The sequence below is a fragment of the Streptomyces sp. NPDC088252 genome, from assembly GCF_044740965.1.
Lineage (GTDB): Bacteria > Actinomycetota > Actinomycetes > Streptomycetales > Streptomycetaceae > Streptomyces.
On record NZ_JBIURS010000016.1, the window covers coordinates 126,637 to 149,913 of the forward strand.

18 protein-coding genes, 4 tRNA genes and 3 pseudogenes are annotated in these 23,277 nt (G+C 68.8%); 10 read left to right on the forward strand and 15 right to left on the reverse strand.

The annotated features are described in order from the left end of the window. Positions 1-9: 9 nt before the first annotated feature. From ACIOHC_RS28780 to ACIOHC_RS28790, 3 genes are all read right to left on the reverse strand, one after another. A tRNA-Phe gene (locus ACIOHC_RS28780) sits at positions 10-86 on the reverse strand. 22 nt (positions 87-108) lie between these two features. After that, a tRNA-Asp gene (locus ACIOHC_RS28785) sits at positions 109-183 on the reverse strand. Positions 184-221: 38 nt separating this feature from the next. Then, positions 222-294 (reverse strand) — tRNA-Glu (locus ACIOHC_RS28790). Between the two features lie 214 nt (positions 295-508). On the opposite strand from ACIOHC_RS28790, the gene ACIOHC_RS28795 reads away from it, so the two are divergent. From ACIOHC_RS28795 to ACIOHC_RS28805, 3 genes are all read left to right on the forward strand, one after another. Beyond that, entirely contained in the window at positions 509-859 is a 351-nt protein-coding gene (locus tag ACIOHC_RS28795; RefSeq protein WP_030929660.1) for a metallopeptidase family protein, read from the forward strand. Between the two features lie 156 nt (positions 860-1,015). Next, positions 1,016-1,600 (forward strand): hypothetical protein, encoded by a 585-nt coding sequence (locus ACIOHC_RS28800; RefSeq protein ID WP_351076870.1) that lies wholly within the window; start codon positions 1,016-1,018, stop codon positions 1,598-1,600. Between the two features lie 239 nt (positions 1,601-1,839). Further along, entirely contained in the window at positions 1,840-4,014 is a 2,175-nt protein-coding gene (locus tag ACIOHC_RS28805) for a DEAD/DEAH box helicase (RefSeq protein WP_401844551.1), read from the forward strand. A gap of 726 nt (positions 4,015-4,740) precedes the next feature. Here ACIOHC_RS28805 and ACIOHC_RS28810 read toward each other — a convergent pair. After that, positions 4,741-4,953, reverse strand: coding sequence for a hypothetical protein (locus ACIOHC_RS28810; protein ID WP_401844554.1), 213 nt, complete (start codon positions 4,951-4,953; stop codon positions 4,741-4,743). Between ACIOHC_RS28810 and ACIOHC_RS28815 the strand changes: the two are divergent. From ACIOHC_RS28815 to ACIOHC_RS28835, 5 genes and pseudogenes are all read left to right on the forward strand, one after another. After that, positions 4,850-5,485, forward strand: a pseudogene (locus ACIOHC_RS28815) (hypothetical protein); the annotation flags it as partial. The gene ACIOHC_RS28810 and the pseudogene ACIOHC_RS28815 sit on opposite strands and share 104 nt — an antisense overlap. 115 nt (positions 5,486-5,600) lie before the next feature. Then, positions 5,601-6,206, forward strand: coding sequence for a VCBS repeat-containing protein (locus tag ACIOHC_RS28820; protein ID WP_365688464.1), 606 nt, complete (start codon positions 5,601-5,603; stop codon positions 6,204-6,206). After that, on the forward strand, positions 6,206-7,786 hold the full coding sequence (locus ACIOHC_RS28825; RefSeq protein WP_401844556.1) for an FG-GAP-like repeat-containing protein: 1,581 nt from the start codon (positions 6,206-6,208) through the stop codon (positions 7,784-7,786). Before ACIOHC_RS28820 ends, ACIOHC_RS28825 begins: the two co-directional genes overlap by 1 nt. A gap of 248 nt (positions 7,787-8,034) precedes the next feature. Continuing rightward, positions 8,035-9,564 (forward strand): amino acid permease, encoded by a 1,530-nt coding sequence (locus tag ACIOHC_RS28830; RefSeq protein ID WP_401844559.1) that lies wholly within the window; start codon positions 8,035-8,037, stop codon positions 9,562-9,564. A 127-nt stretch (positions 9,565-9,691) separates the two neighbouring features. After that, positions 9,692-9,764 (forward strand) — tRNA-Lys (locus tag ACIOHC_RS28835). Positions 9,765-9,797: 33 nt separating this feature from the next. On the opposite strand, the pseudogene xerC reads toward ACIOHC_RS28835, so the two are convergent. The 4 genes and pseudogenes from xerC to ACIOHC_RS28855 form a co-directional block, all read right to left on the reverse strand. Next, positions 9,798-10,516, reverse strand: a pseudogene (gene xerC / locus ACIOHC_RS28840) (tyrosine recombinase XerC); the annotation flags it as partial. Between the two features lie 131 nt (positions 10,517-10,647). Then, entirely contained in the window at positions 10,648-11,433 is a 786-nt protein-coding gene (locus tag ACIOHC_RS28845; RefSeq protein WP_351076884.1) for a hypothetical protein, read from the reverse strand. A gap of 19 nt (positions 11,434-11,452) precedes the next feature. Then, complete coding sequence (locus ACIOHC_RS28850) at positions 11,453-12,364, reverse strand: aldo/keto reductase (protein WP_401844562.1); 912 nt, start codon at positions 12,362-12,364, stop codon at positions 11,453-11,455. Beyond that, complete coding sequence (locus ACIOHC_RS28855; RefSeq protein WP_351076889.1) at positions 12,361-12,639, reverse strand: hypothetical protein; 279 nt, start codon at positions 12,637-12,639, stop codon at positions 12,361-12,363. Before ACIOHC_RS28855 ends, ACIOHC_RS28850 begins: the two co-directional genes overlap by 4 nt. A gap of 114 nt (positions 12,640-12,753) precedes the next feature. Between ACIOHC_RS28855 and ACIOHC_RS28860 the strand changes: the two genes are divergently transcribed. Beyond that, a complete protein-coding gene (locus ACIOHC_RS28860; RefSeq protein WP_351076892.1) occupies positions 12,754-14,103 on the forward strand; it encodes a hypothetical protein in 1,350 nt (449 codons plus the stop codon). 636 nt (positions 14,104-14,739) lie between these two features. Here ACIOHC_RS28860 and ACIOHC_RS28865 read toward each other — a convergent pair. The 7 genes and pseudogenes from ACIOHC_RS28865 to ACIOHC_RS28895 all read right to left on the reverse strand — a co-directional run bounded on the left by ACIOHC_RS28865 (position 14,740) and on the right by ACIOHC_RS28895 (position 22,110). Further along, complete coding sequence (locus ACIOHC_RS28865; RefSeq protein WP_327368876.1) at positions 14,740-15,051, reverse strand: SCO5918 family protein; 312 nt, start codon at positions 15,049-15,051, stop codon at positions 14,740-14,742. A gap of 54 nt (positions 15,052-15,105) precedes the next feature. Beyond that, positions 15,106-15,510 carry a CBS domain-containing protein gene (locus ACIOHC_RS28870; protein ID WP_367432121.1) on the reverse strand — a complete coding sequence of 135 codons (405 nt, stop codon included), beginning with the start codon at positions 15,508-15,510 and terminating at the stop codon, positions 15,106-15,108. Between the two features lie 44 nt (positions 15,511-15,554). Further along, positions 15,555-17,069 (reverse strand): DEAD/DEAH box helicase, encoded by a 1,515-nt coding sequence (locus ACIOHC_RS28875; protein WP_365688451.1) that lies wholly within the window; start codon positions 17,067-17,069, stop codon positions 15,555-15,557. 320 nt (positions 17,070-17,389) lie between these two features. Beyond that, positions 17,390-17,593, reverse strand: coding sequence for a cold-shock protein (locus tag ACIOHC_RS28880; RefSeq protein WP_351076900.1), 204 nt, complete (start codon positions 17,591-17,593; stop codon positions 17,390-17,392). Positions 17,594-18,358: 765 nt separating this feature from the next. Further along, entirely contained in the window at positions 18,359-18,697 is a 339-nt protein-coding gene (locus ACIOHC_RS28885; RefSeq protein WP_266359503.1) for a MerR family transcriptional regulator, read from the reverse strand. 1,697 nt (positions 18,698-20,394) lie between these two features. Continuing rightward, positions 20,395-21,509 (reverse strand): annotated as a pseudogene (locus tag ACIOHC_RS28890) (radical SAM protein). A gap of 61 nt (positions 21,510-21,570) precedes the next feature. After that, entirely contained in the window at positions 21,571-22,110 is a 540-nt protein-coding gene (locus ACIOHC_RS28895) for a CYTH domain-containing protein (RefSeq protein ID WP_365693757.1), read from the reverse strand. 687 nt (positions 22,111-22,797) lie between these two features. Here ACIOHC_RS28895 and ACIOHC_RS28900 point away from each other — a divergent pair. Next, positions 22,798-23,166, forward strand: a complete 369-nt coding sequence (locus ACIOHC_RS28900) for a 4a-hydroxytetrahydrobiopterin dehydratase (protein ID WP_401844589.1) — start codon at positions 22,798-22,800, stop codon at positions 23,164-23,166. The last annotated feature ends 111 nt before the right edge of the window (positions 23,167-23,277 follow it).

Consider the following 23,277-nt stretch of genomic DNA (forward strand, 5'->3'; position numbering starts at 1 on the left):
GCCTTCGGGTGGTGGCTGGGGCCGGGATCGAACCGGCGACCTATCGCTTTTCAGGCGATCGCTCGTACCAACTGAGCTACCCAGCCACGCAGCTCATAATGGCTGCAGCGGTCCTGACGGGATTTGAACCCGCGGCCTCCACCTTGACAGGGTGGCGAGCACTCCAAACTGCTCCACAGGACCAAGCGATGTGCGAGACAAGTCTCGCACACGTTAAAGCGTGCCCCCAACGGGATTCGAACCCGTGCTACCGCCTTGAAAGGGCGGCGTCCTGGGCCACTAGACGATGAGGGCTAAGGGCCCACCTGCGCGCTTTCCAGCGCGTCGGGGACGTGAGAAGCATATGGGATGGCAGCGGCTATCGCCAAAACGGTTTACGGCGAGGCAGCGGGAGGGGTCGGGGAGACGGCCGGCCGGGACCCCCCGTCCGGCTCACCGGCGGCCCCGTACGCCCCGCGCCGCGGTCCGGCCCGGGGCGTGTCGAGCGGCCGTACGGGACAATGGCGGGGTGCTGGAGATGACGCGCGAAGAGTTCGAAGAACTGGTCGCCGAGGCGCTGGACCGGATTCCGCCGGAGCTGACACGGCTGATGGACAACGTCGCGGTATTCGTCGAGGACGAGCCGGATCCGGGTGATCCGGAACTGCTCGGGCTGTACGAGGGCACACCGCTGACCGACCGCGGTGAGTGGTACGCGGGGGTGCTGCCGGACCGGATCACCATCTACCGCGGGCCGACACTGCGGATGTGCGAGTCGCGCGAGGACGTCGTCGCCGAGACCGAGATCACGGTCGTCCATGAGATCGCCCATCACTTCGGCATCGATGACGAGAGGCTGCACGCGCTCGGCTACGGATGAGCGTGCGAGCGCCGTACGGGTGGGGCGCGGAAGGCGTGCGGGAGGTGTGCGGGCCGGGCGCGGGGCGTGTCCCCGGCGGGGCGGCGGGAGTTGGGCAGGACGCCCCCCCGCTCCCCGTACCGTCCGTTCGCTCTTCGTACCCCGGAGGTGCCTCCCGTGCGCCAGTTCTCCGCTCCCGTCCGATGGGCGGCCGTCGTCGCCGTGACGGTCGCCGCGTCCACAGGCTGCATGAGCGTCGGCGACGACGACGGGAAACCGGCGCCGTCGCCGACGTCCGAGCCGAAGGGGAGCGTGGCCGGGCCGGACGGCGGCACCGTGGCGGGCACGGGTCGCGCCCGCACCGGTGGTGGCCGTGCGGAGGCGCACTCCGAACGGGAGGCGGCCGAATCACCGGAACCGCGCGGCTCCGCCGGCCCCTCGGGTTCGCCCGGCGGCGTCCGGCCCGGCGCGGAGCCGGGTGACCGCGGTGATCCGGGACCGGCGGCGGGCGGCGGGCTGCCGGCGCCCTCGGTCTCGCGGCCGGGGCCCGGAGCGCCGCAGCAGCCCGAGTCCCCGCCGCCCTCGCCGTCGGCCACGCCCGAGCCGCCCGCCTCCCCGGAGCCCGAACCGGAGCCCTCGGAGCCGGCGCCGCAGCCGTCGGCCTCTTCGGCGGCTCAGCTCCGCACCGACGCGATGAGTGCGTCGGGGGAGCCGTGGCCGCTGCGGACGCCCGATGTGTCGCCGCAGGTCAGCCCGGTGTAGCCGGGGGTCGGCGGGGGGCGGTTTGCGCGATGTGGGGGGGAGTGCGTATGGTGGTAGATCGTTTGATCCCATTGCCCGGCGCCGAAACAGAAGCGCGCCGTGTGGCGCGTACTCTCCCTTGCCGTGGCTGGACCGCATTGAGGCGGTCGAAATTGCGAATCACGGAGTTACGGGCGCGTGCCGAGACTCCGGAAGGTTTCGCATTTCGCATGTCAATTTCCAGTTCTGACCACACCGTCATGCCCGAGAGCGTCGAGAACGACGAGCTCATCGAGGCCGCGCAGGCCGTCGTCGCCGAGTCCCTCGACGCCGCCGACGCCGCCGACGCCGTCGAGGCCGACGCCCCCCTGGCCGACGCGGACGCCGAGCCGACCGTCACCTTCGCCGATCTGGGCCTGCCCGAGGGCATCGTCCGCAAGCTCGCGCAGAACGGGGTGACCGAGCCCTTCCCGATCCAGGCGGCGACCATTCCGGACGCCCTGGCCGGCAAGGACATCCTGGGCCGCGGCCGTACCGGCTCCGGCAAGACCCTCTCCTTCGGTCTGCCGACCCTGGCCTCGCTGGCCGGTGGGCACACCGAGAAGAAGAAGCCCCGCGCGGTCATCCTCACCCCGACCCGTGAGCTCGCGATGCAGGTCGCGGACGCGCTGCAGCCGTACGGCGACGTGCTCGGCCTGAAGATGAAGGTCGTCTGCGGCGGTACGTCGATGGGCAACCAGATCTACGCGCTGGAGCGCGGTGTCGACATCCTCGTCGCCACCCCGGGCCGGCTGCGCGACATCATCAACCGGGGCGCCTGCTCCCTGGAGAACGTCCAGGTCGCGGTCCTCGACGAGGCCGACCAGATGTCCGACCTGGGCTTCCTGCCCGAGGTCACCGAGCTGCTCGACCAGGTTCCGGTCGGCGGCCAGCGCATGCTCTTCTCCGCCACGATGGAGAACGAGATCGGCACGCTGGTCAAGCGCTACCTGAACAACCCGGTGAGCCACGAGGTCGACAGCGCCCAGGGCAATGTCACGACCATGACGCACCACGTCCTCGTCGTGAAGCCGAAGGACAAGGCGCCGGTCACCTCCGCGATCGCCGCCCGCAAGGGCCGCACCATCATCTTCGTCCGCACCCAGCTGGGCGCCGACCGCATCGCCGAGCAGCTCGTCGAGGCGGGCGTCAAGGCGGACGCGCTGCACGGCGGCATGACGCAGGGCGCCCGTACCCGGGTGCTCGCGGACTTCAAGGACGGTTACGTCAACGCGCTCGTCGCGACCGACGTCGCCGCCCGCGGTATCCACGTCGACGGCATCGACCTGGTGCTGAACGTGGACCCGGCCGGCGACCACAAGGACTACCTGCACCGCTCGGGCCGTACCGCCCGTGCCGGAAAGTCCGGTGTCGTCGTCTCGCTGGCGCTGCCGCACCAGCGCCGTCAGATCTTCCGCCTCATGGAGGACGCGGGCGTCGACGCCTCGCGGCACATCGTGGGCGGCGCCGGCGCGTTCGACCCGGAGGTCGCCGAGATCACCGGCGCCCGTTCGCTGACCGAGGTCCAGGCCGACTCCGCGAACAACGCCGCCAAGCAGGCCGAGCGCGAGGTCGCCGACCTGACCAAGCAGTTGGAGCGCGTCCAGCGCCGCGCCGGTGAGCTGCGCGAGGAGGCCGACCGCCTCGTCGCCCGTGCCGCGCGTGAGCGGGGCGACGACCCCGAGGCCGCGGTGGCCGAGGCCGCCGCCGAGGCGGAGGCCGCGATCGAGGCCGCCGTCTCCGTGCCGGAGCAGCCCGCCGCCCGTGACGACCGTCGCGACGACCGGGGTAACTTCGACCGCCGGGACAGCCGTGGCGGCGACCGCGGTGGCTACCGCTCCAACGACCGCCGTGACGACCGCGGTGGCGACCGCGGTGGTTTCCAGCGCCGTGACGACCGTCCGTCCTTCAACCGCGACCGCCGTGACAACGACCGTCCGTCGTTCAGCCGCGACCGCCGTGACGACCGCGGTGGTGACCGTGGTGGTGACCGTGGTGGTTTCCAGCGTCGTGACGACCGTTCGTCCGGTGGTTTCCGCCGCGACAACGACCGTCCGTCGTTCAGCCGCGACCGTCGTGACGACCGTCCGTCGGGCGGCTTCCGCTCAAACGACCGTCGTGACGACCGTGGTGGCCGCTCCTTCGACCGCCGTGACAACGACCGTCCGTCGTTCAACCGCGACCGTCGCGACGACCGTCCCTCCGGCGGCTTCCGCTCAGGCGGCAGCGACCGGCCGTTCAACCGCGACCGTCGTGACGACCGTCCCTCCGGCGGCTTCCGCTCCGGTGGCGGCGACCGGCCGACCGGCCGCCGCGACGACCACCGGGGCTCCGGCACCAGCACCGGTTCCTTCGGCCGCCGCGACGACAAGCCGCGCTGGAAGCGCAACGGCTGAACGCGGTGAGGACCTGCTGAAGGTCCGCTGAAAGGTCTGCGGAAAGCGGGCCCGCTCTTCACGAGTGGGCCCGCTTTTCTTTTCGCTTTCCTCACATGAGCAACCGCTGTTGATATCCGGCGACTTGCACAGGGGCGCGGCCGGGGGCTGCACAATTCCATTGCGGCGGACCGCCGTTGATCACCTGTGCCGCCATGCCTTTCGGGTATTTCGGGGAGGACCGACCCTCTTGGTGCGCCTTGCTTCTTCACCCACCCCTGCCGTCGGGCGCCGTCGCGCCGTCCTGGCCGTGCTCACCGTGGTCGCGGCCGGCCTCGGCACGATGCCGAGCGCCGTCGCGGCGGACACGCCGACGCCGGTGCAGACCGGCGGGGTCTGGGGCATCGACTTCTCCGGCGGAACGCAGAACACGGTGGAAATCGCCCCGAGCGGGCCGCAGTTCGTCTTCGCCCGTCAGGCCGCCGCAGACGGGTCGACGGCGGGCGCTCCCACCTCGATGGGATACGCCGACACCTACGCGACCGGTGCGCATGTGAAGCGTGTGCCGTGCGACGCCGGTTCCTGCGTACCGCTGCGCGCCACCGGCAACGGCCATGTGGGCCGTTTCTTCGTCGACAACGGCCAGGAACGCGCCCAGATCTGGCTGACGGCGAACAGCTACCACTCGTTCGACGAGCCCGGTGTGACGGGGAGCCAGTTCGTCAACGCCACCGGACGTTACTTCGTCTACAACGCGGCAGCGACCGGCAAGCAGTACATCGACGCCGTCTCCGAATACCGCGGGAAGAATGTGCGGATGACCCGGTCCATCACCGCCGCCTCGGTATGGGGATCGATGCTGTGGACGGCGAGTTCCACCGCCGGAGCCGTCACCGCGACCGACCTCGAACAGAAGAAGGTCGTCGAGACGGTCGCCACCGGTGCGCCCTGTGTGATCAAGGAGCTTCAGACCGTCGGCCGCTGGATCTACTGGAACTGCGGTACGAGTGGCGCGGCCGGGGTGTACGACCGGACGGCGCGCAAGAGCGTCCCTGTTCCGTCCGGCGCCGCACTCGTCGGCGACGGCTATCTCGTCCGGCACGACCGGACGGCCGGGAAGCTGGTGCTCACCGACTTCCACACCGGTGAGCCCGCGGCGCCCCGGGAGATCGCGGACCTGCCGGCGGGCAGCACCGCCGACCAGCGCAGGCTGACCTGGGCCGTGGACAAGTTCGGTGGCGACATCGCGTACGTCGGCCCGGACAAGGCGATCCGAATCGTGCCGAGCGGTGTGCCCACGCAGCCACTGGCGGAGGTCGAGTCGGATGTCAATGGCGGGTACATCGACCTCAAGGACACCAGCGGCGGCCAGGGCTGGGAGAGCACCTGGCAGTTGAACAGGCCCGTGACCTGGACCTTCGTCGTGAAGGACGCTCACGGACGTACGGTCCGCACCTTGTCCGGGGGGCCGGGAACCGAGGTCGACGTCGCCTGGGACGGCAGGACGGACGCGGGCGCGCCACTCCACCGACGGCAGGGGCACCTTCGGGTCGAAGCGCTCCGGGTCCGGCTGGCCCAAGGGCGCCGTGGCCGTCCCGTTCGGGGACATGGGCAGCGACCGGTGCGCCGAGATGCTCGTACGGATGCCGAGCGGGGAACTGCGCCGGTACGCCGGCAGGTGCGGCGCCCCGTACACACCGAACAGCAGCCACACCTCGCTGGGCACGGGCTGGAACGCCTACGACGTCCTGACCGCGCCGGGCGATCTGACCGGCGACGGCCGCACGGACCTGCTCGCGCGCAAGGCGTCGACCAGCGACATCCATCTCTTCGCCGACGACGGCCACGGCAAACTGAAGCCCGGGGTCAAGATCCGTTCGTCCTGGACCGTCTACACGAAGATCGTGGGCGCGGGAGACCTCGACGGCGACGGTTACGGCGATGTGCTGGCCCGTCACAGGGACGGCACCCTCTACCGCTACGACGGAACCGCCGGCGGGAAGCTGAAGGAACGGGTCAAGGTCTTCTCCGCGTGGGGCGCCTCGTACAACGCCGTCGTCGGGGTGGGGGACATCACCGGTGACGGGAAGGCCGACCTCGTCGAACGGGACAGCTCCGGCAACCTCTTCCGCAACAACGGCAACGGCAAGGGGTCGTTCGGCTCGCGTACGAAGATCGCCACCGGGTGGCAGGGCTGCAAGGGGATTTTCTGATGGGAAACAGACTTCTCACGGCGTTCCGGACGGCTCCGCGACCCCGGACGGGCCCTGCGATGGGCCGGGCGCTCACCACCGTGACGGCGGCCGGTGCCGTGCTCGCCGGGCTGCTGGGCTCCGCGCCACAGGCCCAGGCGGCGACGGTTCCCTCGTGGCTCATACCGCTCCACTACTCCGACGACGCGGACGTCACCCACCGGGCCTGCACGGGCATCACCCTGTCCAAGACCCGGACGCTGGCCACGCCCGACTGTTTCACCGGCCGCAGCCACACGGACATGGAGTGGGACCACGACCTGAAGAGCGGCCTGCTGCGGGGCGGTAGCAGCGATCCGCGCTACCGGAGCCATCCGACGTACGACGCCGCGACGCGGCGGGGCGCGGTCTCGGTGGCGATCCGGGCGACGCCGGCCTCATACGGCAAGCCGGTGATGGCCGCGTCGGGCGACACGGCGTTGTACGCCTCGGGCGCCAAGGCGACGTTCTACTCATGGTCCGGCCTGGACCTGGACGACGCCCCGCGGGTCCGTCACACCGAGCAGGTCGTGCTCAAGTCGGCCGCGACCTGCGCCAGCCTGCTCGGCCGCACGCTGCCGGGCGGCACGCTCTGCACCGTACCGGCGCCCGGCGCTCCCCCCGTCGCGGACGAGGACCAGTGCTTCGGCGACGCGGGCGGAGCGCTCGTCGGCGGTGGCAAGCTCATCGCCATGTCGGCCACCAGGGCCACCGGCTGTGTCGCGGGCGGGGTACGCCTCTACACACGGATCTCCTCCTACCGGTCCACGATCACCGACTGGGCCCGTGACGTCGACCTCGACGAACGGATCAGCGGCTCGGTCCTGGCGCGGGAACCCAGCGACCTCATCGACCTCTGCACCACGAACCAGCAGGGCAAGCTGGACGGTTGCTACGTCGACAGAACGGGCTCGATGCTCGACTGGGACGACGATTTCGACTTCCTGACGCAACTGGGCGATCCGAGCGGCGACGGCAAGGGCGACCTGCTCGCCCGTACACCGGGCGGCACGCTCTACCGCATTCCCAACCCGCTCGCGTACGGCGAGGTCGGCGACGCCCCGAAGGTGAAACTGGGCACCGGCTGGTCCAAGTACAACAAGATCGTCGCCGCCCGCGACCTCAGCGGCGACGGCCTTCCCGACATCCTCGCCCGTGACACCGCGGGTGTGGTCTGGCTCTACCGCGGCAGGAGCGACGGCTTTCTGGCCGGCCGTACGAAGGTCACCACCTGGAAGAGCTGCACCGCCATCGCGGGACGCGGGGACCTCTCGGGCGACGGCCGCGCGGACATCGTGACGCGGGACGGCGCCGGGGTGCTCTGGCTCTACCGCGGCAACGGCAAGGGCGGCTTCTCCCCACGTACGAAGATCGGATCGGGCTGGGGCAAGTACAACGCGATCGTCGGCAGCGGCGACATGGACCACGACGGGCGTCAGGACATCCTCGCGCGGACGCCCGCGGGCGCGGTGTACCTCTACAACGCGAACCACACGGGGGGCTTCTCGGCGCCGAAGAAGCTGGCCGACACGCGCTGGAAGAAGTACACGCGGATCAGCTGAGGTCCAGGGCACGGCACGGGGATCGGCCGAGGCTCGGGACGCGGGGATCGGCCGAGGCTCCGGTCGGTTCAGGAAAGCTCGGGTCAGTTCGGGTCAGTTCGGGAAAGTTCGGGAAGTGCGCGGCCTGCGGGCCGCGCCCTTCCTGTTGCGGTGCGGTGTGTCGCGGGGCAGGTCTCCCCGGTGGTGTTTTCCCAGTCGTGACCACGGCGACCGCATGTGTTCTCCGCAGCGGGGGCATCGCTGGGGGCATGACAACAGACACCGGCGAGGACAGGCCGCCCACGGGCGTCTCCGACGAGGAGCGTCTCGCGCAGCTCGGGTACACGCAGACGCTGGCCCGGCGCATGTCGGCGTTCTCCAACTACGCCGTCTCGTTCACGATCATCTCGGTGCTCTCCGGCTGCCTCACGCTGTATCTCTTCGGCATGAACACGGGCGGCCCGGCCGTCATCACCTGGGGCTGGGTGGGCGTCGGCCTGATGACGCTCTTCGTCGGCCTGGCGATGGCCGAGATCTGTTCGGCGTACCCGACCTCCGCCGGTCTCTACTTCTGGGCCCATCGGCTGGCCCCGCCGCGCTCGGCGGCGGCCTGGGCCTGGTTCACGGGCTGGTTCAACGTCCTCGGCCAGGTGGCCGTCACGGCCGGGATCGACTTCGGGGCGGCGTCCTTCCTGGGCGCGTACCTGAACCTCCAGTTCGGCTTCGTGGTCACTCCCACCCGTACGATCCTGCTCTTCGCCGCGATCCTGCTGCTGCACGGCCTGCTCAACACCTTCGGCGTGGGGATCGTCGCGATCCTGAACAGCGTGAGCGTGTGGTGGCACGTCGTCGGCGTCGCGGTCATCGTCGGCGCCCTGACGTTCGTACCGGACTCGCACCAGTCGGCGTCGTTCGTGTTCACCGAGTTCGTGAACAACACCGGATGGGGCAGCGGCTTCTACGTCGTGATGATCGGTCTGCTGATGGCCCAGTACACGTTCACCGGCTACGACGCGTCCGCGCACATGACGGAGGAGACCCGCGACGCGGCCACGGCGGGCCCGCGCGGCATCGTCCGGTCGATCTGGACCTCCTGGATCGCCGGCTTCGCCCTGCTCCTCGGCTTCACGTTCGCCATCCAGTCGTACGACGGGGCGTTGAACTCCCCGACCGGCGCCCCGCCGGCCCAGATCCTCCTGGACGTCCTCGGCGCCACCACCGGCAAGCTCCTGCTGCTCATCGTGATAGGCGCCCAGCTCTTCTGCGGCATGGCGTCCGTCACCGCGAACAGCCGCATGATCTACGCCTTCTCCCGGGACGGGGCCCTGCCCTTCTCCCGCGTCTGGCACACGGTCAGCCCCCGTACCCGCACCCCCGTCGCCGCGGTCTGGCTCGCCGCCCTCGGTGCCCTGGCCCTGGGTCTCCCGTATCTGATCAACGTCACGGCGTACGCGGCGGTGACCTCGATCGCCGTGATCGGCCTGTACATCGCCTATGTGGTCCCGACCCTGCTCCGCCTGCTCCGGGGCGACGACTTCACCCCGGGGCCCTGGCACCTGGGCCGCTGGTCCCGCCCGATCGGTGTCGTCGCGGTGACCTGGGTCGTGATCATCACGGTGCTCTTCATGCTGCCGCAGGTCTCGCCGGTCACCTGGGAGACGTTCAACTACGCCCCGATGGCCGTCCTGGTGGTTCTCGGCTTCGCCGCGACATGGTGGCTGGCCTCGGCCCGCCACTGGTTCCTCAACCCGGATCACCACCGCGCGACCACACCGGAGATCCCCACCCGCACCCCGTGATCCCGGCGCCGATCCCCGTTCCCGCCACCGCTCGTTCCACGCTGATTCCCCTCGCGACGGGGCCCGACAACCGATACCCGATCGGCGGCCGGGCCCCGGCGGGCTATGCTCAGGGGTGATGTGCCGAGGGCCGTTAGCTCAATTGGCAGAGCAGCGGACTTTTAATCCGTTGGTTGTGGGTTCGAGTCCCACACGGCCTACCGACAGCAGGGGAGGGGCAACCCTCTGACCTGCTACTTAGCGCCTCGATCGGTTTCATTCGGTCGGGGCGCTTCGTCTTCCCCGACCTCGTGCGTGAGCGATGCGTGAGCGGACGGTCCGACAGCAGGGGCTACGGAGGGGCCCTTACGGGCACGTGGCACCAGTGCGGCGGCGGCTTCTGCCGCGGCTTTGTCGACCTCGGGCAGCAGGCTCGTGTACGTGTCCGACGTGAGCGTGATCGTGGAGTGGCGCAGCGTCTCCTTGATCGTGTGGAGGTCACCACCCCCGCCGTGGGTGAGAGTGGCCGCGACGTGAGCAGGTCGCGCAGAGTGATCGGCGGCAGGTCGGTGGTGGCGAGGATGCGGCGGAACGTCTCGGAAACCGTCTCCGGGTGCAGCCAGGAGCCGTCCTCACGGGTGAAGACCTTGCCGGTCTCGTTCCAGGCGTCGCCCCACTTCTCCCGGGCGCTCAGCATCGCCTTGTGGTGCTCGCGCAGAAGAGCGACGTTGACGCTGTCCAACGCGATCGTGCTGGCGCTGCCGTCGGTCTTGGGGGCTGACTCGTAGGTGTCCCAGCCGTCGACGACGATTTCCTTGGCCGGGGTGATGAGGCCGGCGTTCAGGTCGACATCGGTCCAGCTCTGGCCAACGGCCTCGCCCCCGCGAAGGCCACGGGTGCCGACGAGGTGGAAGAGGGCGTAGAGCCGATCGGATTCGGCCGCGTCCAGGAACGTGCCGAACTGCGCCGGTGTTGCTCCGCCCGCCACCAGCCCAGGTACGGCGGCTGCGCACCCTCGTCGGCGTTGAGAACGGAACCGACGTCTTGGGCGTGACGCCCATCGGTACCCTGTCCGCCTGCCCTCAAGCAGGTGCACAGGGTGGGTCAACCGAGCAGGTGGGTCAGGTGCTTTCGCAAGGGCGCCTCAAGGTCCAGGTTGTTTCCGCGTTCGATCCCCTGGAGGTACTCGCTGGCCACGACCAACTGGGCGAAGCAGCCGGAGGCAGACCGCAGGATGGGCTTGAACTCGCGGAGGACACGGTCTGCAACCGAAGGGACAGCGAGGCTGGAGATGTAGAGGGTGGCCTCGTCGTAGCCGGCTGGAGCCAGTCCCCACCGCTCCCAGTCCAGGATGCAGAGTTCGGGACCGGTCAGATTCGACCACTGGATGTCGGCGTGTGCGGCACTCCATTCCAAGACTTCGGTGTCCACGTCCGTCCCGAGGAAGCGGGGCAAGGCCCAGCGGAGCCGTTCTTGGCGAACAGCTACACGGCTCGTGGACACGAGGGAGATCGTGTCCAGCGCATCGCATAGCTGGGCCCACCACACGGCGGAGAGGTCCAGGCCCGGTGGCGCCAAGGGCGACCGACTGAGCGGCTGGCCATCGGCGCGGTTGTGGACCTCGGCACGGTAGGCGTACGCGTCGGTCGACCATTCGAAAGCCCCCCGGAAGCGAGGACGCGGAACGCGGTCCGGCATCGCTTCGTGTGCTTCTTCCGGTCCCTTCCAGGATGCGCTGGCTGCTTTCTCTGCCTTGGTCTCGGCCACCCGCAGCCAGAGGTGGCCGCTGGCCGGGCCGCTCAGAGTCTTACCGTCCCACCCCCAGGTCTCCTCACTGCCTGCAGCATTGAGAGAGAAGACTGTGGCGGCGTACTCGAATGCTCGTCGCATTCGTTCTGCTGTGGCGTGGTCAGGCGCGGAAGGCATCGACGATCTTTCTCAGTTCGGTGCTGTCGAAGGGACGCGGCAGGGATGGGCGGGTGGCCTGCTCGGCTGCCGTCCAGTGGCTTGTGGTGCTGGCTGACAGCAGAATCCGCGTCACACCGGGTGTGGAGGCGACTGTCCCGAGCAGCAGTTGTATGGGCGTGGTTCCCGGAAGCACTTCCTGCGCGACGGTGGGAGTGACCATCTCTGGCAGCTCTCCGCCATGGAGTGGTGCCGAGGCGAAGACTTCCAGGCCGAGGGCGTGGGCGTCGAAGAGAACGCCCCGGCCGTCCAGCGCGTCGGCGATGGGCCCCAGCTGCACGAGGCTCAAAGGGAGCTGGATCGCTGCGAACTTGTGGGTCGGGCCTCCGGCCTTGTGGGCCAGTTCCATGAGGCGGTCGACCGTCAGCGACCCGTCGTGCAGCGCCAACCACGTGGCCACGCCGTACGCCTTGATCAGTCCTTGCCGGCAGCACTCCTCCAGCGTCCGGAACGCTTTGAGGAGGCGGGCGTCGAGCTCGTGTGGCTCTGGTCCACCGTGTTCGGGGTTGTGGACGAACGTGATGTCGGGGATCCGGCCGAGGGCGGCCTTGCTCTGTGCTGCCTGCCACCTCACATATGACGGTTCGAGGCAGTACCCCTTCCCGGTCCGCGAAGGGGTGAGCACGCCCTCCTTCGTCGCCCGCACCTGGCGGGCAGCGTCCAGGAAACCCACCTTCGTCGACACACGTACGGACGGGAAGGCGCCCAGCACGGGGGCCAGCTGCTCCTCGGCTGTGCCGCGCTGGTAGTTCGGGGCCGTATCGATCCAGGAAACGTCTTGGTCGATCGCGGCCTGGGCGGCGGCCGCAACGCCGGCCGTGCGATAGGTGCCCAGGTTGAGTTCGGCGCCCCTCACTGCGTGCCCCTGACCGAGGCGACCTGGCCGTTCAGGAGTTCACTGATCACGGCAGCCGCCTGCCCCAGAGTGAGTTCGGTGTCGCTGACGGGGTCGGCGAGCCGGTGTTCCGATCGGTCGGCGAGACGCTTCAGCAAGGGCAGTGCGGGCGCTGTGAAGGTCCAGGACTCGCCGCCTGCCGTCAGAACGACGTTGCCGTCGTCCGTCGTGCTGAGCGCGTGGCGTGCGGTGAGCATCCGCGCCCTGACGCCAGGGTCGGCCGGTACTGCGTCCACGAAGGGCAGGCTGGGCCGGAACCGTACGGGCTCGTCCGCGTCCCGGTGCTGGAAGTAGCGATCGATCAGGCTTCCGTCAGCCAGTGAAAGCCGTGAAACCTACGGGAGTTGGCAATGGCCAAAGCACCCCAGGACGACCGCAATACGGGACTCGAAACCCTGCTTGAGCAGGCGCAATGGTCGCGTACCCAGCTCGCCAATGCGGTGAACCGCACCGGTGTCCAGGTCGGTATGACCCTGAAGTACGACCACTCCGCCGTTTCGCACTGGCTGAGCGGGACGCAGCCAAGGGAGCAGGTCAGGCCGGTCATCATCGAGGTACTCGAACGCAAGATCGGCCGCCCCGTGACCTATGCGGAAGCGGGTCTGCAGCCTCCGAAGGGCGGAGAGGACTCCGGCAGCGGAGACACTGTCGAGTCCCTCTTGGATCTGGGCAGGGCTGATATGGACCCCTCGCGACGCGGCGTGCTCGCCGCCGGCTTGTACTCGGCTGCTCTCGTCGTGCCCCTCTTCGCAGGCGAGGCGCACGCAGAGGAACGCGAACGCGCCACGAAACCCACAGGCCGTATCGGGCCGGGCGAAGTCGCGACCGTACGGACCATGACCGACCGCATCGCAGACATCCTCGACGAGCTGGGCGGCGGCCACGCCCGCCCAATGGCCGCGGCATTCCTCGTCAACACCGTCGCGCCCTACCTGCGAGCCCAAGCAACCGAGCCGGTCAGAAACGACATGCTCTCCGCCGCCTCCGACCTGACCTACCTGACCGGGTGGATGGCGATGTACGAACGAGAGCACGGCCTCGGACAGCAGTACTACGTAAAGGCGTTGAACCTCGCCAAGGCTGCTGCTGACCACGTCACCTACTGCCGTATTCTGCGCGGCATGAGTCTTCAGGCATCACATCTGCGCCATGGGCAGATGGCCTTGAAGCTCGCGGACTCAGCTGCCGAAGCTGCACCCAAGGCCGGCCCGCGGCTGGTGGCGTTCCTTCGAGGTCAGCAGGCACACTCGGCAGCCATGGTCGGCGACCGGAAGCAGGCATTCACTCGCCTGCGTGAAGCCGAAGCAGCGCTCTCGAAGGCTGACTCACGCCGAGATGCTGTCGGCGGATACGACCAAGCGGCCTACCAGTTCCACGTCGCCCACGTCCTCTACGAGACGAAAGACCTGGCGGGCTCGATCGCGGCTCTGAAGAGCTCGGTCCGGGCACAACCCAAACAGGAACGGCAGGGCCGACTCCACGCCAACGGCGTGATGGCCCAACGCCAGTACGAACTGGGACACATCGAGGAGGCGTGCAGCACCTGGAATACGTTCCTCGACGACTACGTGGGCTTGTCAACCGCTCGCGGCGACGAGCACTTCGAGACGATGCGGAAGCGGCTCGCTCCCCACCGGAAGGTCCGGGCCCTGAGAGAACTCGGCGAACGCGCTCGCCAGGTCGCGACGCTGAAGGGGTAGTGACCCTGGAGAGGGCGATGAGTCGGGCGCCGCACCGCCCTCCCCGTCTGGGCGGCGCGCGGGTCAGGCAAGCAGGATCTGGCCGGCAGGGCGGTCAGGCTTCCAGTTACGGACCCGTCTCGTTTCCGCCGGCGCCCTGCTCTTCCAGCACTTGATTAACCGCGACAGCGGCTTCGTGTGCGTCTGCTGATTCACCGGCGTTGAGTGCCGCGAGGTAGCGCTCGCCGTGCTTTTCAGAGCGGCCCCGAGGGCGACGCGCCGCACATGGTAACCCAAGCGGCCCAGTCGGCCAGGGGGCCGCTCTCCTGCGGCCTCGTCGGGGGCGAACGGTTGTCCGCCGAGAGGCGAGACGCTGACCGGACGACCCCAACCGACAGGCTGGATCTCCCCCTCACCGAAGGAGCGTCGAAGCCTCGACGGCTTCCTCGCCGCTCACCGCGTTCGCGGCCCGTCGCCGTTCGAGGCGGCTGACTCCCGAAGCAGTCTGGAGGCAGCGGGTGTCGGAGGTCTTGGTGGCGATCGATGACGTCAGCGCTTGGACCATGGGCGACTTCAGCTACTCCGACCACTGAATCCACTGCTGCGCGCTGAGGGCCCTCACTGTTGTTTTGGTGGCGGCTTGCGCCTGCGCGTCGGTCAGACGGCGGCAGGGGCGCCGAGCATCGCGGAAGCCTGTTGGAACGGGTTGAGGACGCGCGTGGGCGCGGCGGTGTGGGGAAGGCCGGGGCAGGTGAAGCCGAGTTGGGTCATGGCCCGGAGGATTTCGCCGGCGCTGAAATCGCGGCGGTCCTGGCGTGTGATGACCTGCCCGACCTGCTTGACGGGGTAGGTGCGGCGGCCGATGATCACGGACTCGCCGATGACCTGTTCGGGCTTGATGCCCTTCATGGATTCCAGGACGCCGCTCTTGGTGAGGTCGAACGGGAAGCGGGCGATGACACAGCGCATGATGCCTCACAGGGAGAAGAATGAAGGGGGATGGTTTCGCCGCGGTGAGGCGGTTCAGTGGGCAAGGGCGAGGACGCCCGGAGCGCTGCCCTGCTCGTCGACGACCGGCAGGGCACCGGGCCGGCGGCCGCGCATCGCGTGCTGGGCTTCGGTGATCGTGGTAGCGGGTGAGGTGAACGGCCCGCGGTTGTCGAGAATGTCGCGTAGCTGGACCCGGTCCGTGTACGCGGGGCTGTCACGGACCGCGGCGAGCTGGGCCTGGGTGACCAGTTGGGTGCACAGGCCGTCGTTGTCGCAGACGAGCAGGTGCTCGGTGCGGGCACTGGTCATGACGGCCAGGGCGACTTCGATGGTCATGTCGTCGCAGACCTGCGGTCCGGCCGTGTCCATGGTGTCGGCCACTGTCCTGTGCGCGGGGGTGGCGCTCGCCGGGCGGGGTTGCATCTGAACCAGTGCCAAGATGTGCCTCCTGCAGAGATGGGCCAGTTTCCTGATCAAGGGTTCTAGGCCGCCGCGTCGAAGGAGGACTGCCGCACGATCGTGCGCCGGGCAGTCGAAGCGGGGCTGCGTCGACCGCGGGAGGCCGCGCTGCGGCTGCGCTGACGTCGCTCGGCCACCGGCGTGGTGATCGTCACGGGAATGCCGGAGGGGGTCTGGGCGCCGGTGATCCGGCTGAGTGCCTCCTCGCCCGAGCGGACCTGAGTGGTCTGCGGCACGATGCCGGCGGCTGCCATGAGGCGGCTCATGTCGCGGCGCTGGTTGGGGGTGACCAGAGTGACGACGCTGCCGGACTCGCCGGCCCGCGCGGTACGGCCGCCGCGGTGGAGGTAGTCCTTGTGGTCGGTCGGCGGGTCGACGTTGACAACGAGGTCGAGATTGTCGACGTGAATACCGCGCGCCGCGACGTTCGTCGCGACGAGCACAGTGACATGCCCGGTCTTGAACTGGGCCAGGGTCCGGGTGCGCTGCGGCTGCGACTTCCCGCCGTGCAGGGCGGCGGCCCGCACCCCGCTGCTCAGCAGATTCTGCGTCAGCCGGTCGACAGCGTGCTTGGTGTCCAGGAACATGATCACCCGGCCCTCGCGCGCCGCGATCTCCGTCGTCATCCGGTGCTTGTCGGCGCCGTGGACATGCAGTACGTGGTGCTCCATCGTGGTGACCGCCCCTGCGGTCGGGTCGACGGAGTGGACGACCGGGTCGGTGAGGTAGCGGCGGACCAGGAGGTCGACGTTGCGGTCGAGTGTGGCGGAGAACAGCATCCGCTGGCCCTCGGGGCGGACCTGGTCCAGGAGCGCGGTGACCTGTGGCATGAAGCCCATGTCGGCCATCTGGTCGGCCTCGTCCAGGACGGTGATCGCGACCTGGTTCAGCCGGCAGCCACCCCGGTCGATGAGGTCCTTGAGGCGGCCCGGCGTCGCGACCACGACTTCGGCACCACGGCGCAGCGCGCTGACCTGCCTGCCGAGCGGCATTCCGCCGACGACAGTGGCCAGGCGCAGCCTCACCGAGCGTGCGTGGGGGGTAAGAGCGTCGGTCACCTGCTGTGCCAGTTCACGCGTCGGCACGAGGATCAGGGCCAGCGGCTGGCCGGGCTCGGCGCGCTGCCCGGCGGTGCGGGCCAGCAGGGCCAGGCCGAAGGCGAGGGTCTTGCCGGAGCCGGTGCGCCCGCGACCGAGGACGTCGCGGCCCGCGAGGGTATTGGGCAGGGTCGCGCCCTGGATCGGGAACGGGATGCTCATGCCTTGCGCGGTGAGCGAGGCCAGCAACTGCTCGGGCATGTCGAGGTCGGCGAACGCCTCGACGGCGGGCAGCGCGGGAGTGATCGTCTTGGGCAGGGCGAACTCGCCCGAGGCCGCCGCGGGCCGCCGGCCGCGGCCGCCTGGGCGGCTCGGCCCTCCGGAACGGCTCGGGGCGGGCGTACCGAAGCGGTTGCCCCGGTGCGAACCGGCGCCGGAGCCGAAGGCGGGACCGCCGGTACGGCTGCGGGAGGAGCGGTTGTTCGTACGTGAGGGGTTCATTCAGAACCTTCCTTGATACGGCACGTATCAAGGAATTCTCGCAGCAGAAGAACAGCGCGGGGAATCACAAGAACGAGCCGAACGAAATGCGAAAGCAGATCTGGCCCGCGGTGAATCCGGTGCAAGTGCAGGCGATGAAATGGGTGACGTCATGCGGACGTGAGATCCCGGACGTCTACGGGTGCATCTTCAAAGAGGTCCGCATTCCTGGAGAGGGATCTGCGGGCGTCGTTGCCCCACAGGGAAGCCCCGGGGAATGCCCGTAGCTGGGGCCCGCACCCCGAGGGATGCGGGCCCCAGCTACGAAGTGCGCGTCAGCGTCAGGCAGGAACGATGTTCTCAGCCGTCGGGCCCTTCCGGCCCTGCGCGATGTCGAAGGTGACCTTCTGACCTTCGAGCAGCTCACGGAAGCCCTGAGCGGCGATGTTCGAGAAGTGGGCGAACACGTCAGCGCCGCCACCGTCCTGCTCGATGAAGCCGAAACCCTTGGCCGCGTTGAACCACTTCACAGTGCCAGACGCCATGTCATATCTCCTTGTGGGGCAGTACGCCGGAACCCGCAATCCACGGATGCCGGGTCGCCGCGATGATGCCCCGCCCGGAGATGACCGGAAATGCAAAACGCTCCCCGCGGCTAAAAATGCCGACGAAAGGCGTTGAGGTTTTTGGGAACCACGACTGCAACTGAGATCGACAGTAGCATGCGGTAGCGGCCTGCGTAAGGTCAATAATTCCGCTCTGCCCGTTGCAGTAAACACACTGTCCGCGCGGCACATTAAACTCTCGTCTCGCGGTCATAGATATTGATCCACCCGGAACACAGCATTCCAGGAAGAGCGGTCGTCGTTTACGGCGGCCCATCAGCCCGTATACGGGTCCCGACGCAGCTCAGCGCAGCGCTGCTGCGCGGCGCTCTCACGAGTGCCCCAGCTCCCACCACCATGGACCGAGACTGAAGGCGGCCGACGCCCACCGTTCGTGCGAACCAGTCGGACAGCAGGACCTGCCCGGGGCGGCAGTACGCTCCGCGCGCGGGCTGATCGCCGTACGGTGGGCGAACACGTCCGAGCCGCCACTGTCCGGGCGGTGAAGCCGCAGCCGTTCTGCGCGTCAAACCACTTCACAGTTCCCGCGGCCCTTGCCTCACACCTTCCTGCCGATGAAGCGTCCTACGACATGCGGCAGACGGAGGCGGTCACCCTGGCTCCTCCGCCGCAGCAGAACGCCCACGACGAAGATGTGGGCGAAGGGAACATCCTGGTCAAGGCAGTTGACTCAGAAGCCACGCGTCAGCCCGCGGTCGTCGGGTTCTCTGATTCGGCGGCGTGGCGGTATTCGGCGTTGATGCGCTGGGCTTCTTCGAGCTGGTCCTCGAGGATGATGATGCGGCAGGCGGCCTCGATGGGGGTGCCCTGGTCGACGAGTTCGCGGGCGCGTGCGGCGATGCGCAGCTGGTAGCGGGAGTAGCGCCGGTGGCCGCCCTCGGAACGCAGCGGGGTGATCAGGCGGGCTTCTCCGATGGCGCGGAGGAAACCTTGTGTGGTACCGAGCATCTCGGCGGCCCGGCCCATCGTGTAGGCGGGGTAGTCGTCGTCGTTGAGACGGCCGAACGAGTCGTCTGCTGTCATTTGCACCTCTCTGTGGAACGCGTGGAGGGGCTCGGGTGCCGTACGGCACCCGAGCCCCGAAGGAACTGCTACACCATCTGCCGACCCTGATACTGCGCCGGCCTTCTATTTCCGCTGACCCGACCTGGAAGTTGTCGGGGGTGCGGGGATCGCGGTTGCTTGACCGGAGACCACCTCGCTATCGATGTCCTGCGGTACCCGGGCTCAAAACTTCCACCCGGGCGATCCTGATGGCGCCTGGCTCCTCCGTTCTTCCCTCTGGGATCATCACTTACCTACTGCTGTACTGCTCTCCTGCGTACTGCTCTGTGGCCTGCGCCAGCGCCACTTTTCGACAGCCAGCCCCGTCGCCCGTCCTGCATCTGCTCTGGCTTAGAACCCCACTGCCGAACCTCCCGGTGCGCGCGTCCGCAGCCGACGCCTTCACCGAGGTGCTGCTCACTGACTTCACTGCTGCGTACTGCACTTGCGGGTACTGCTCACGGCGGCCCCTGATCACTGCGGGCCACCCGGTCCGGTCGCCAGTCCCGTCGCCGTCCTGCAACAACCCTGGCTTCGGAACTCCACCACCGCACCGTCCTGCGAACTGCAACTGCGGTTACTGCTGCCCGGCAGTTCGTCTCTGCCGGGCCCTGCTGTCTCTCTGGGCTACGAGAGAAACCATAACCACACCACCACCCAATGTCTACTCTGGCCGACATAGATTTCCGTTACCCGGGCGGAGAGATAGTCGGCCTCGGTCACGGAACGGGTGTGCGGCGGCCCCGCTCCAGCCAGGCTCGCCCGCTCCGACCAGCGCCGTTACGCGCAGCCTCGACGCCGCGAACACCGCAGTCGCCACGTCTGGCCATGCGGATGATCGCTCAGGACACGCGCGGGCTCGTGCGGTTGACACACCGCAGGCCGGGCACAAGCGCCGCCAGATAGGACCTGCGTGACGATCCAGAGACCAGGGTGGCCTGATGAACACAATGAGCGTCAACGTGGCAACTGCCCTCTCCACGGCATGCATTGCCAGCGCGCGCCGGAGCGCCCGGGATTTCCTCGCAGGTCACGATCTTCGCCGAACCTCATTTGGGACAAAGGGGCCGCTGGTTCAAACTCGAACCCGCCACGGCTGACTGCTGTCTGCTCTTGACCGGCAAGGCTCCGGCCGCGCCGCGGTCTCAGTTCTGGTCCCATCCACCGGTGTCCGGGATCGTTGAGGAACCCGCCTGCCGACCTCTCCGCTCCAGGCCGGCACGCCCACCACCCACCTCGGATCCCTGATGAACATTTGGAAGGTGTGTTGGCTCGGTCGTCTTCAACGGGGCCTGGATGCGTGAGCGATGCGTGAGCGGACGTGCTGACATGGCGCACACAACCTTGGACCGGCCAGCATGCGACATGCCTCTGACTAGGCATTTCTGGACCAGCGTGGAAGCTGGCGGAAGTCCCGGCAGGACCCTGCCGGGACTTCTAATCCGTTGGTTGTGGGTTCGAGTCCCACACGGCCTACGTCTCAGCCCCAGGTCGGAGTGCGTCTGATCTGGGGCTGGTCCCGTTTCCGAGACGTTCGAGATCGTTAGCTCAGCCTGTGCTCAGCCGAGAGTAAACGATCAAGACGTACCGGAGCCCCGGCCGCGAGTGTGGCCGGGGCTCCGGTAATCGCGCCACGCGGCGGGCTGCCCGCTGCCGGGGCCAGCTCGGGGGAGACGCTATGTTCCGGGCTGCACCGATGGCGCCCGCACCGCATACGGGCGCGCGAGCCGTGCGGCCTCGTCGTCGCGGAAGGCCGCAATCTCCCGGCACCCCTGGCTCGTGACGAACTCGCCGGGCGTGACGCACAGGTCCATGCGTTGGATGCACACGCCGACCATGAATGGTCCGTCGGTGGCGCGGTACATGCGGACCCCGTAGTACCCCTCTTGGCAGTCGTCGGGGTTGTTGAACCGGCAGTCGGCGCACGTCTCCGGCAGGCGCACGGGGCGGATGTTCTTTGCGTACAGCGTGCGTCCGGCAGGCGGCACCGCACCCGCTGATCCGAGGCTCCTGCCGTGACGATGCGCCGGACGGGTGTTGCGCCGAGGTGGTCGACGACTTCCTGCATGGCGGCGAGCGACACGCCGCCGTCCTCCAGAGACACGAGCATCCGCACCACGACGGAGCGGCCATGCCGCTCGGTGATCCGCAGTACGCGCTCAATGTGGTCACGTGAGGGGATCACGATGTTCGCGGACACCTTGACCCCATGGGCGGTCGCGGCCTCGATCGTGGCATCGAGGGTGGCGAGCTTGCGCTCGGCGAGCTTCGGAGAAGCGAGGCGCGGGGCCTGCACTGCGGCCAGTTCGTCGGGCGTGGTGCCGAACACGGACAGGTTGATGCGGTCGAGGCCGGCCGCGGCGGCGGAGGGCAGGACTGCGGCGCCGTTCTCCCCATTCGAGGTGAGTCCGACCGTGAGCCCCAGACGCCGAGCAACTCTGATCAGGCCAGGCAAGTCCGGGTGAAGCGTCGGTTCCCCACCGGTGAAGTGCACTTCGCTCGTCGGCAGGCTGCCGCGCATCGCGGCGAGGGCGAGGGCGAAATCGGCGTCGGCGGGGATGCGGGCCGGTAGGAAGTCGGCGCCGTTGGTGCGGAGGTAGATGGAGACGCGACCGGAGCGGCCCGGGGTGCTGCCGGTGAACTGGTCGGCGGACCGGTCGGTGTTGTCGGACGCGACAGGCGTTCCCTCGTTGTGGCAGAACGAGCAGGTGAGGCCGCACGCGTCGATGATCTCCACGCGCAAAGTGCGGTCCGGTCCGGCCTCGACCGGGACGTCTTTCGGATCGTGCATGGTGCCGCCTCTCCGTGCCGGCCGGGGCCGTGTGCCCCGGCCGGGAGCAACGAGCGTCGGCCTACTCGAAACGCAGGTCGGCGATGGAGTCCAGTGCGATGCCGTACAGGCCATAGACCTTCGTGGTGTTGACGGATGTGAGCCGGTCGCGGCCGATCCCCAGCGCGGCGGCGGCCTCCCATACCTGCGGTTCGTCGTCGGCCTCGATCTCCAGATACGGCGGGATGAGCGGCCACTCGTCGACCTCCAGCCGGGCGGCGCCGAGGAGGTACGAGGTGCGGCGGTTCTCCTGGTAGCCGCGTGGCGTCAGGCCGACCAGACTGAGGAGCTCGTTTGTCTCTTCGAACGAGTCGACGGCGACCTCGGTCTCATGGGTACCGTCAACCGCGTCCGTTGAGATCTGCTTGACGCACAAAGTGATGCCGGCGCCGGTGTCGCGCAGCCGGACCCACCGCCCGGGAACAGCCGGGACGGTGTCGTACACGTATCGGCGCATGAGCCGGGGCTCGCCCTGCTGGGTGCCGCCGGCGTCGATGATGAGCCGGGCAGTCTTCGCGGGGTCGATGTCCAGGGCCTTCGCCTCGTACTCAATGCCTGCCATGAGTCTCCGTTCGGTGAGTGTCGCTGACGAATGAACGACCGCTCGGCGCGCGGGGTGTTCCTCGGGCCGCATGACCTGATCGGTACCGTGTCCGCGCAGTACCAGCTGATCGACGATCTCGTGCGGTCCGCCAAGGGTGAGACCCGCCGCGGCCTTCTCCGCGTCGGGGCTGCATACGCTGCCTTGGTTGGCTGGCTGTACCAGGACGCCGGAGATATGGACGGCGCGGCATTCTGGCGCGGGGTGACACAGGAGATCGCGATGCGGTCCCGCGACCCGCATCTCATTGGCTACAGCCTGGTCAATCAGGCTCAGTTGCGCACTGACCCGGGCGACGGACACGCGGTCATCGACCTGTGCGAAGCCGCGCTCGACGATGTCGACCAACTCGTCCCGAAAGTGCGAATCATGGCTATGCAGCAGCAGACACACGGCGCCAGCCTCACCGGGGAACGGCATATGGTCGACCAGCTCATCGACCAGCTCATCGACCAGGCCGACCGGCTGCTGCCTCGCGTCGACGACGACCTGCCCTGGGGCAACGCCTGCCGACGGACGCCCGGATACCTAGAGGTGCAGCGCGCCACCTGCTACGGACGGCTCGGTCTCGGGGAAGAGGCCGGCGCGCTGTGGTCGCAGGTCCTCGCCATCGTCCCGACGACTGCTCGTCGCGACCGCGGGGTGCACATGGCTCGGCAGGCGAGGGCCGCCGCTGCAGCGCGAGAGCCGGACCAGGCGGTGGAGATCGCCCGGACCGCGGCGACGATCGCGGTAGAGACCCGCTCAGGCAGGATGCGGCGGGAGCTGGTCACCCCGGAGCGGGCGATGCGGCCGTGGCAGGATGCCTCGTATCACGCAGGGGCGGCGATGATCGTGCATATCGCCGACCGGGAACGCCGCATCGGCCACCACGCGGACATCGACCTCAGGATCGACCACTTGCGCATCGCCGTCACGACTCACGACATCGGCTACAAGCTGACGGAGGCCGACTTCGATCTCGCAGCCCGGATCGACGCCATTGCCGCGGCGCACCGGTCCACGCCGCTCGACTGACCCCGGACGTACGAAAGCGCCGGTCCGGCCGGGCCGGGCACGGTGGAGTCGGCACCGTCACGGCCGGCAGCACCGGACGGGCCGGGGGAGGCCGCCGTCGCGGTAGCCGGG

Coding starts and splice junctions, on each gene's coding strand:
- ACIOHC_RS28875 (WP_365688451.1), bottom strand. CDS start 17,069: ATGAACCCCTCACGTACGAACAACCGCTCCTCCCGCAGCCGTACCGGC.
- ACIOHC_RS28820 (WP_365688464.1), top strand. CDS start 5,601: ATGGGCAGCGACCGGTGCGCCGAGATGCTCGTACGGATGCCGAGCGGG.
- ACIOHC_RS28830 (WP_401844559.1), top strand. CDS start 8,035: ATGACAACAGACACCGGCGAGGACAGGCCGCCCACGGGCGTCTCCGAC.
- ACIOHC_RS28880 (WP_351076900.1), bottom strand. CDS start 17,593: ATGGCGTCTGGCACTGTGAAGTGGTTCAACGCGGCCAAGGGTTTCGGC.
- ACIOHC_RS28805 (WP_401844551.1), top strand. CDS start 1,840: ATGCCCGAGAGCGTCGAGAACGACGAGCTCATCGAGGCCGCGCAGGCC.
- ACIOHC_RS28885 (WP_266359503.1), bottom strand. CDS start 18,697: ATGACAGCAGACGACTCGTTCGGCCGTCTCAACGACGACGACTACCCC.
- ACIOHC_RS28825 (WP_401844556.1), top strand. CDS start 6,206: ATGGGAAACAGACTTCTCACGGCGTTCCGGACGGCTCCGCGACCCCGG.
- ACIOHC_RS28860 (WP_351076892.1), top strand. CDS start 12,754: ATGGCCAAAGCACCCCAGGACGACCGCAATACGGGACTCGAAACCCTG.
- ACIOHC_RS28900 (WP_401844589.1), top strand. CDS start 22,798: ATGGCTCGGCAGGCGAGGGCCGCCGCTGCAGCGCGAGAGCCGGACCAG.
- ACIOHC_RS28865 (WP_327368876.1), bottom strand. CDS start 15,051: ATGCGCTGTGTCATCGCCCGCTTCCCGTTCGACCTCACCAAGAGCGGC.
- ACIOHC_RS28895 (WP_365693757.1), bottom strand. CDS start 22,110: ATGGCAGGCATTGAGTACGAGGCGAAGGCCCTGGACATCGACCCCGCG.
- ACIOHC_RS28845 (WP_351076884.1), bottom strand. CDS start 11,433: ATGCGACGAGCATTCGAGTACGCCGCCACAGTCTTCTCTCTCAATGCT.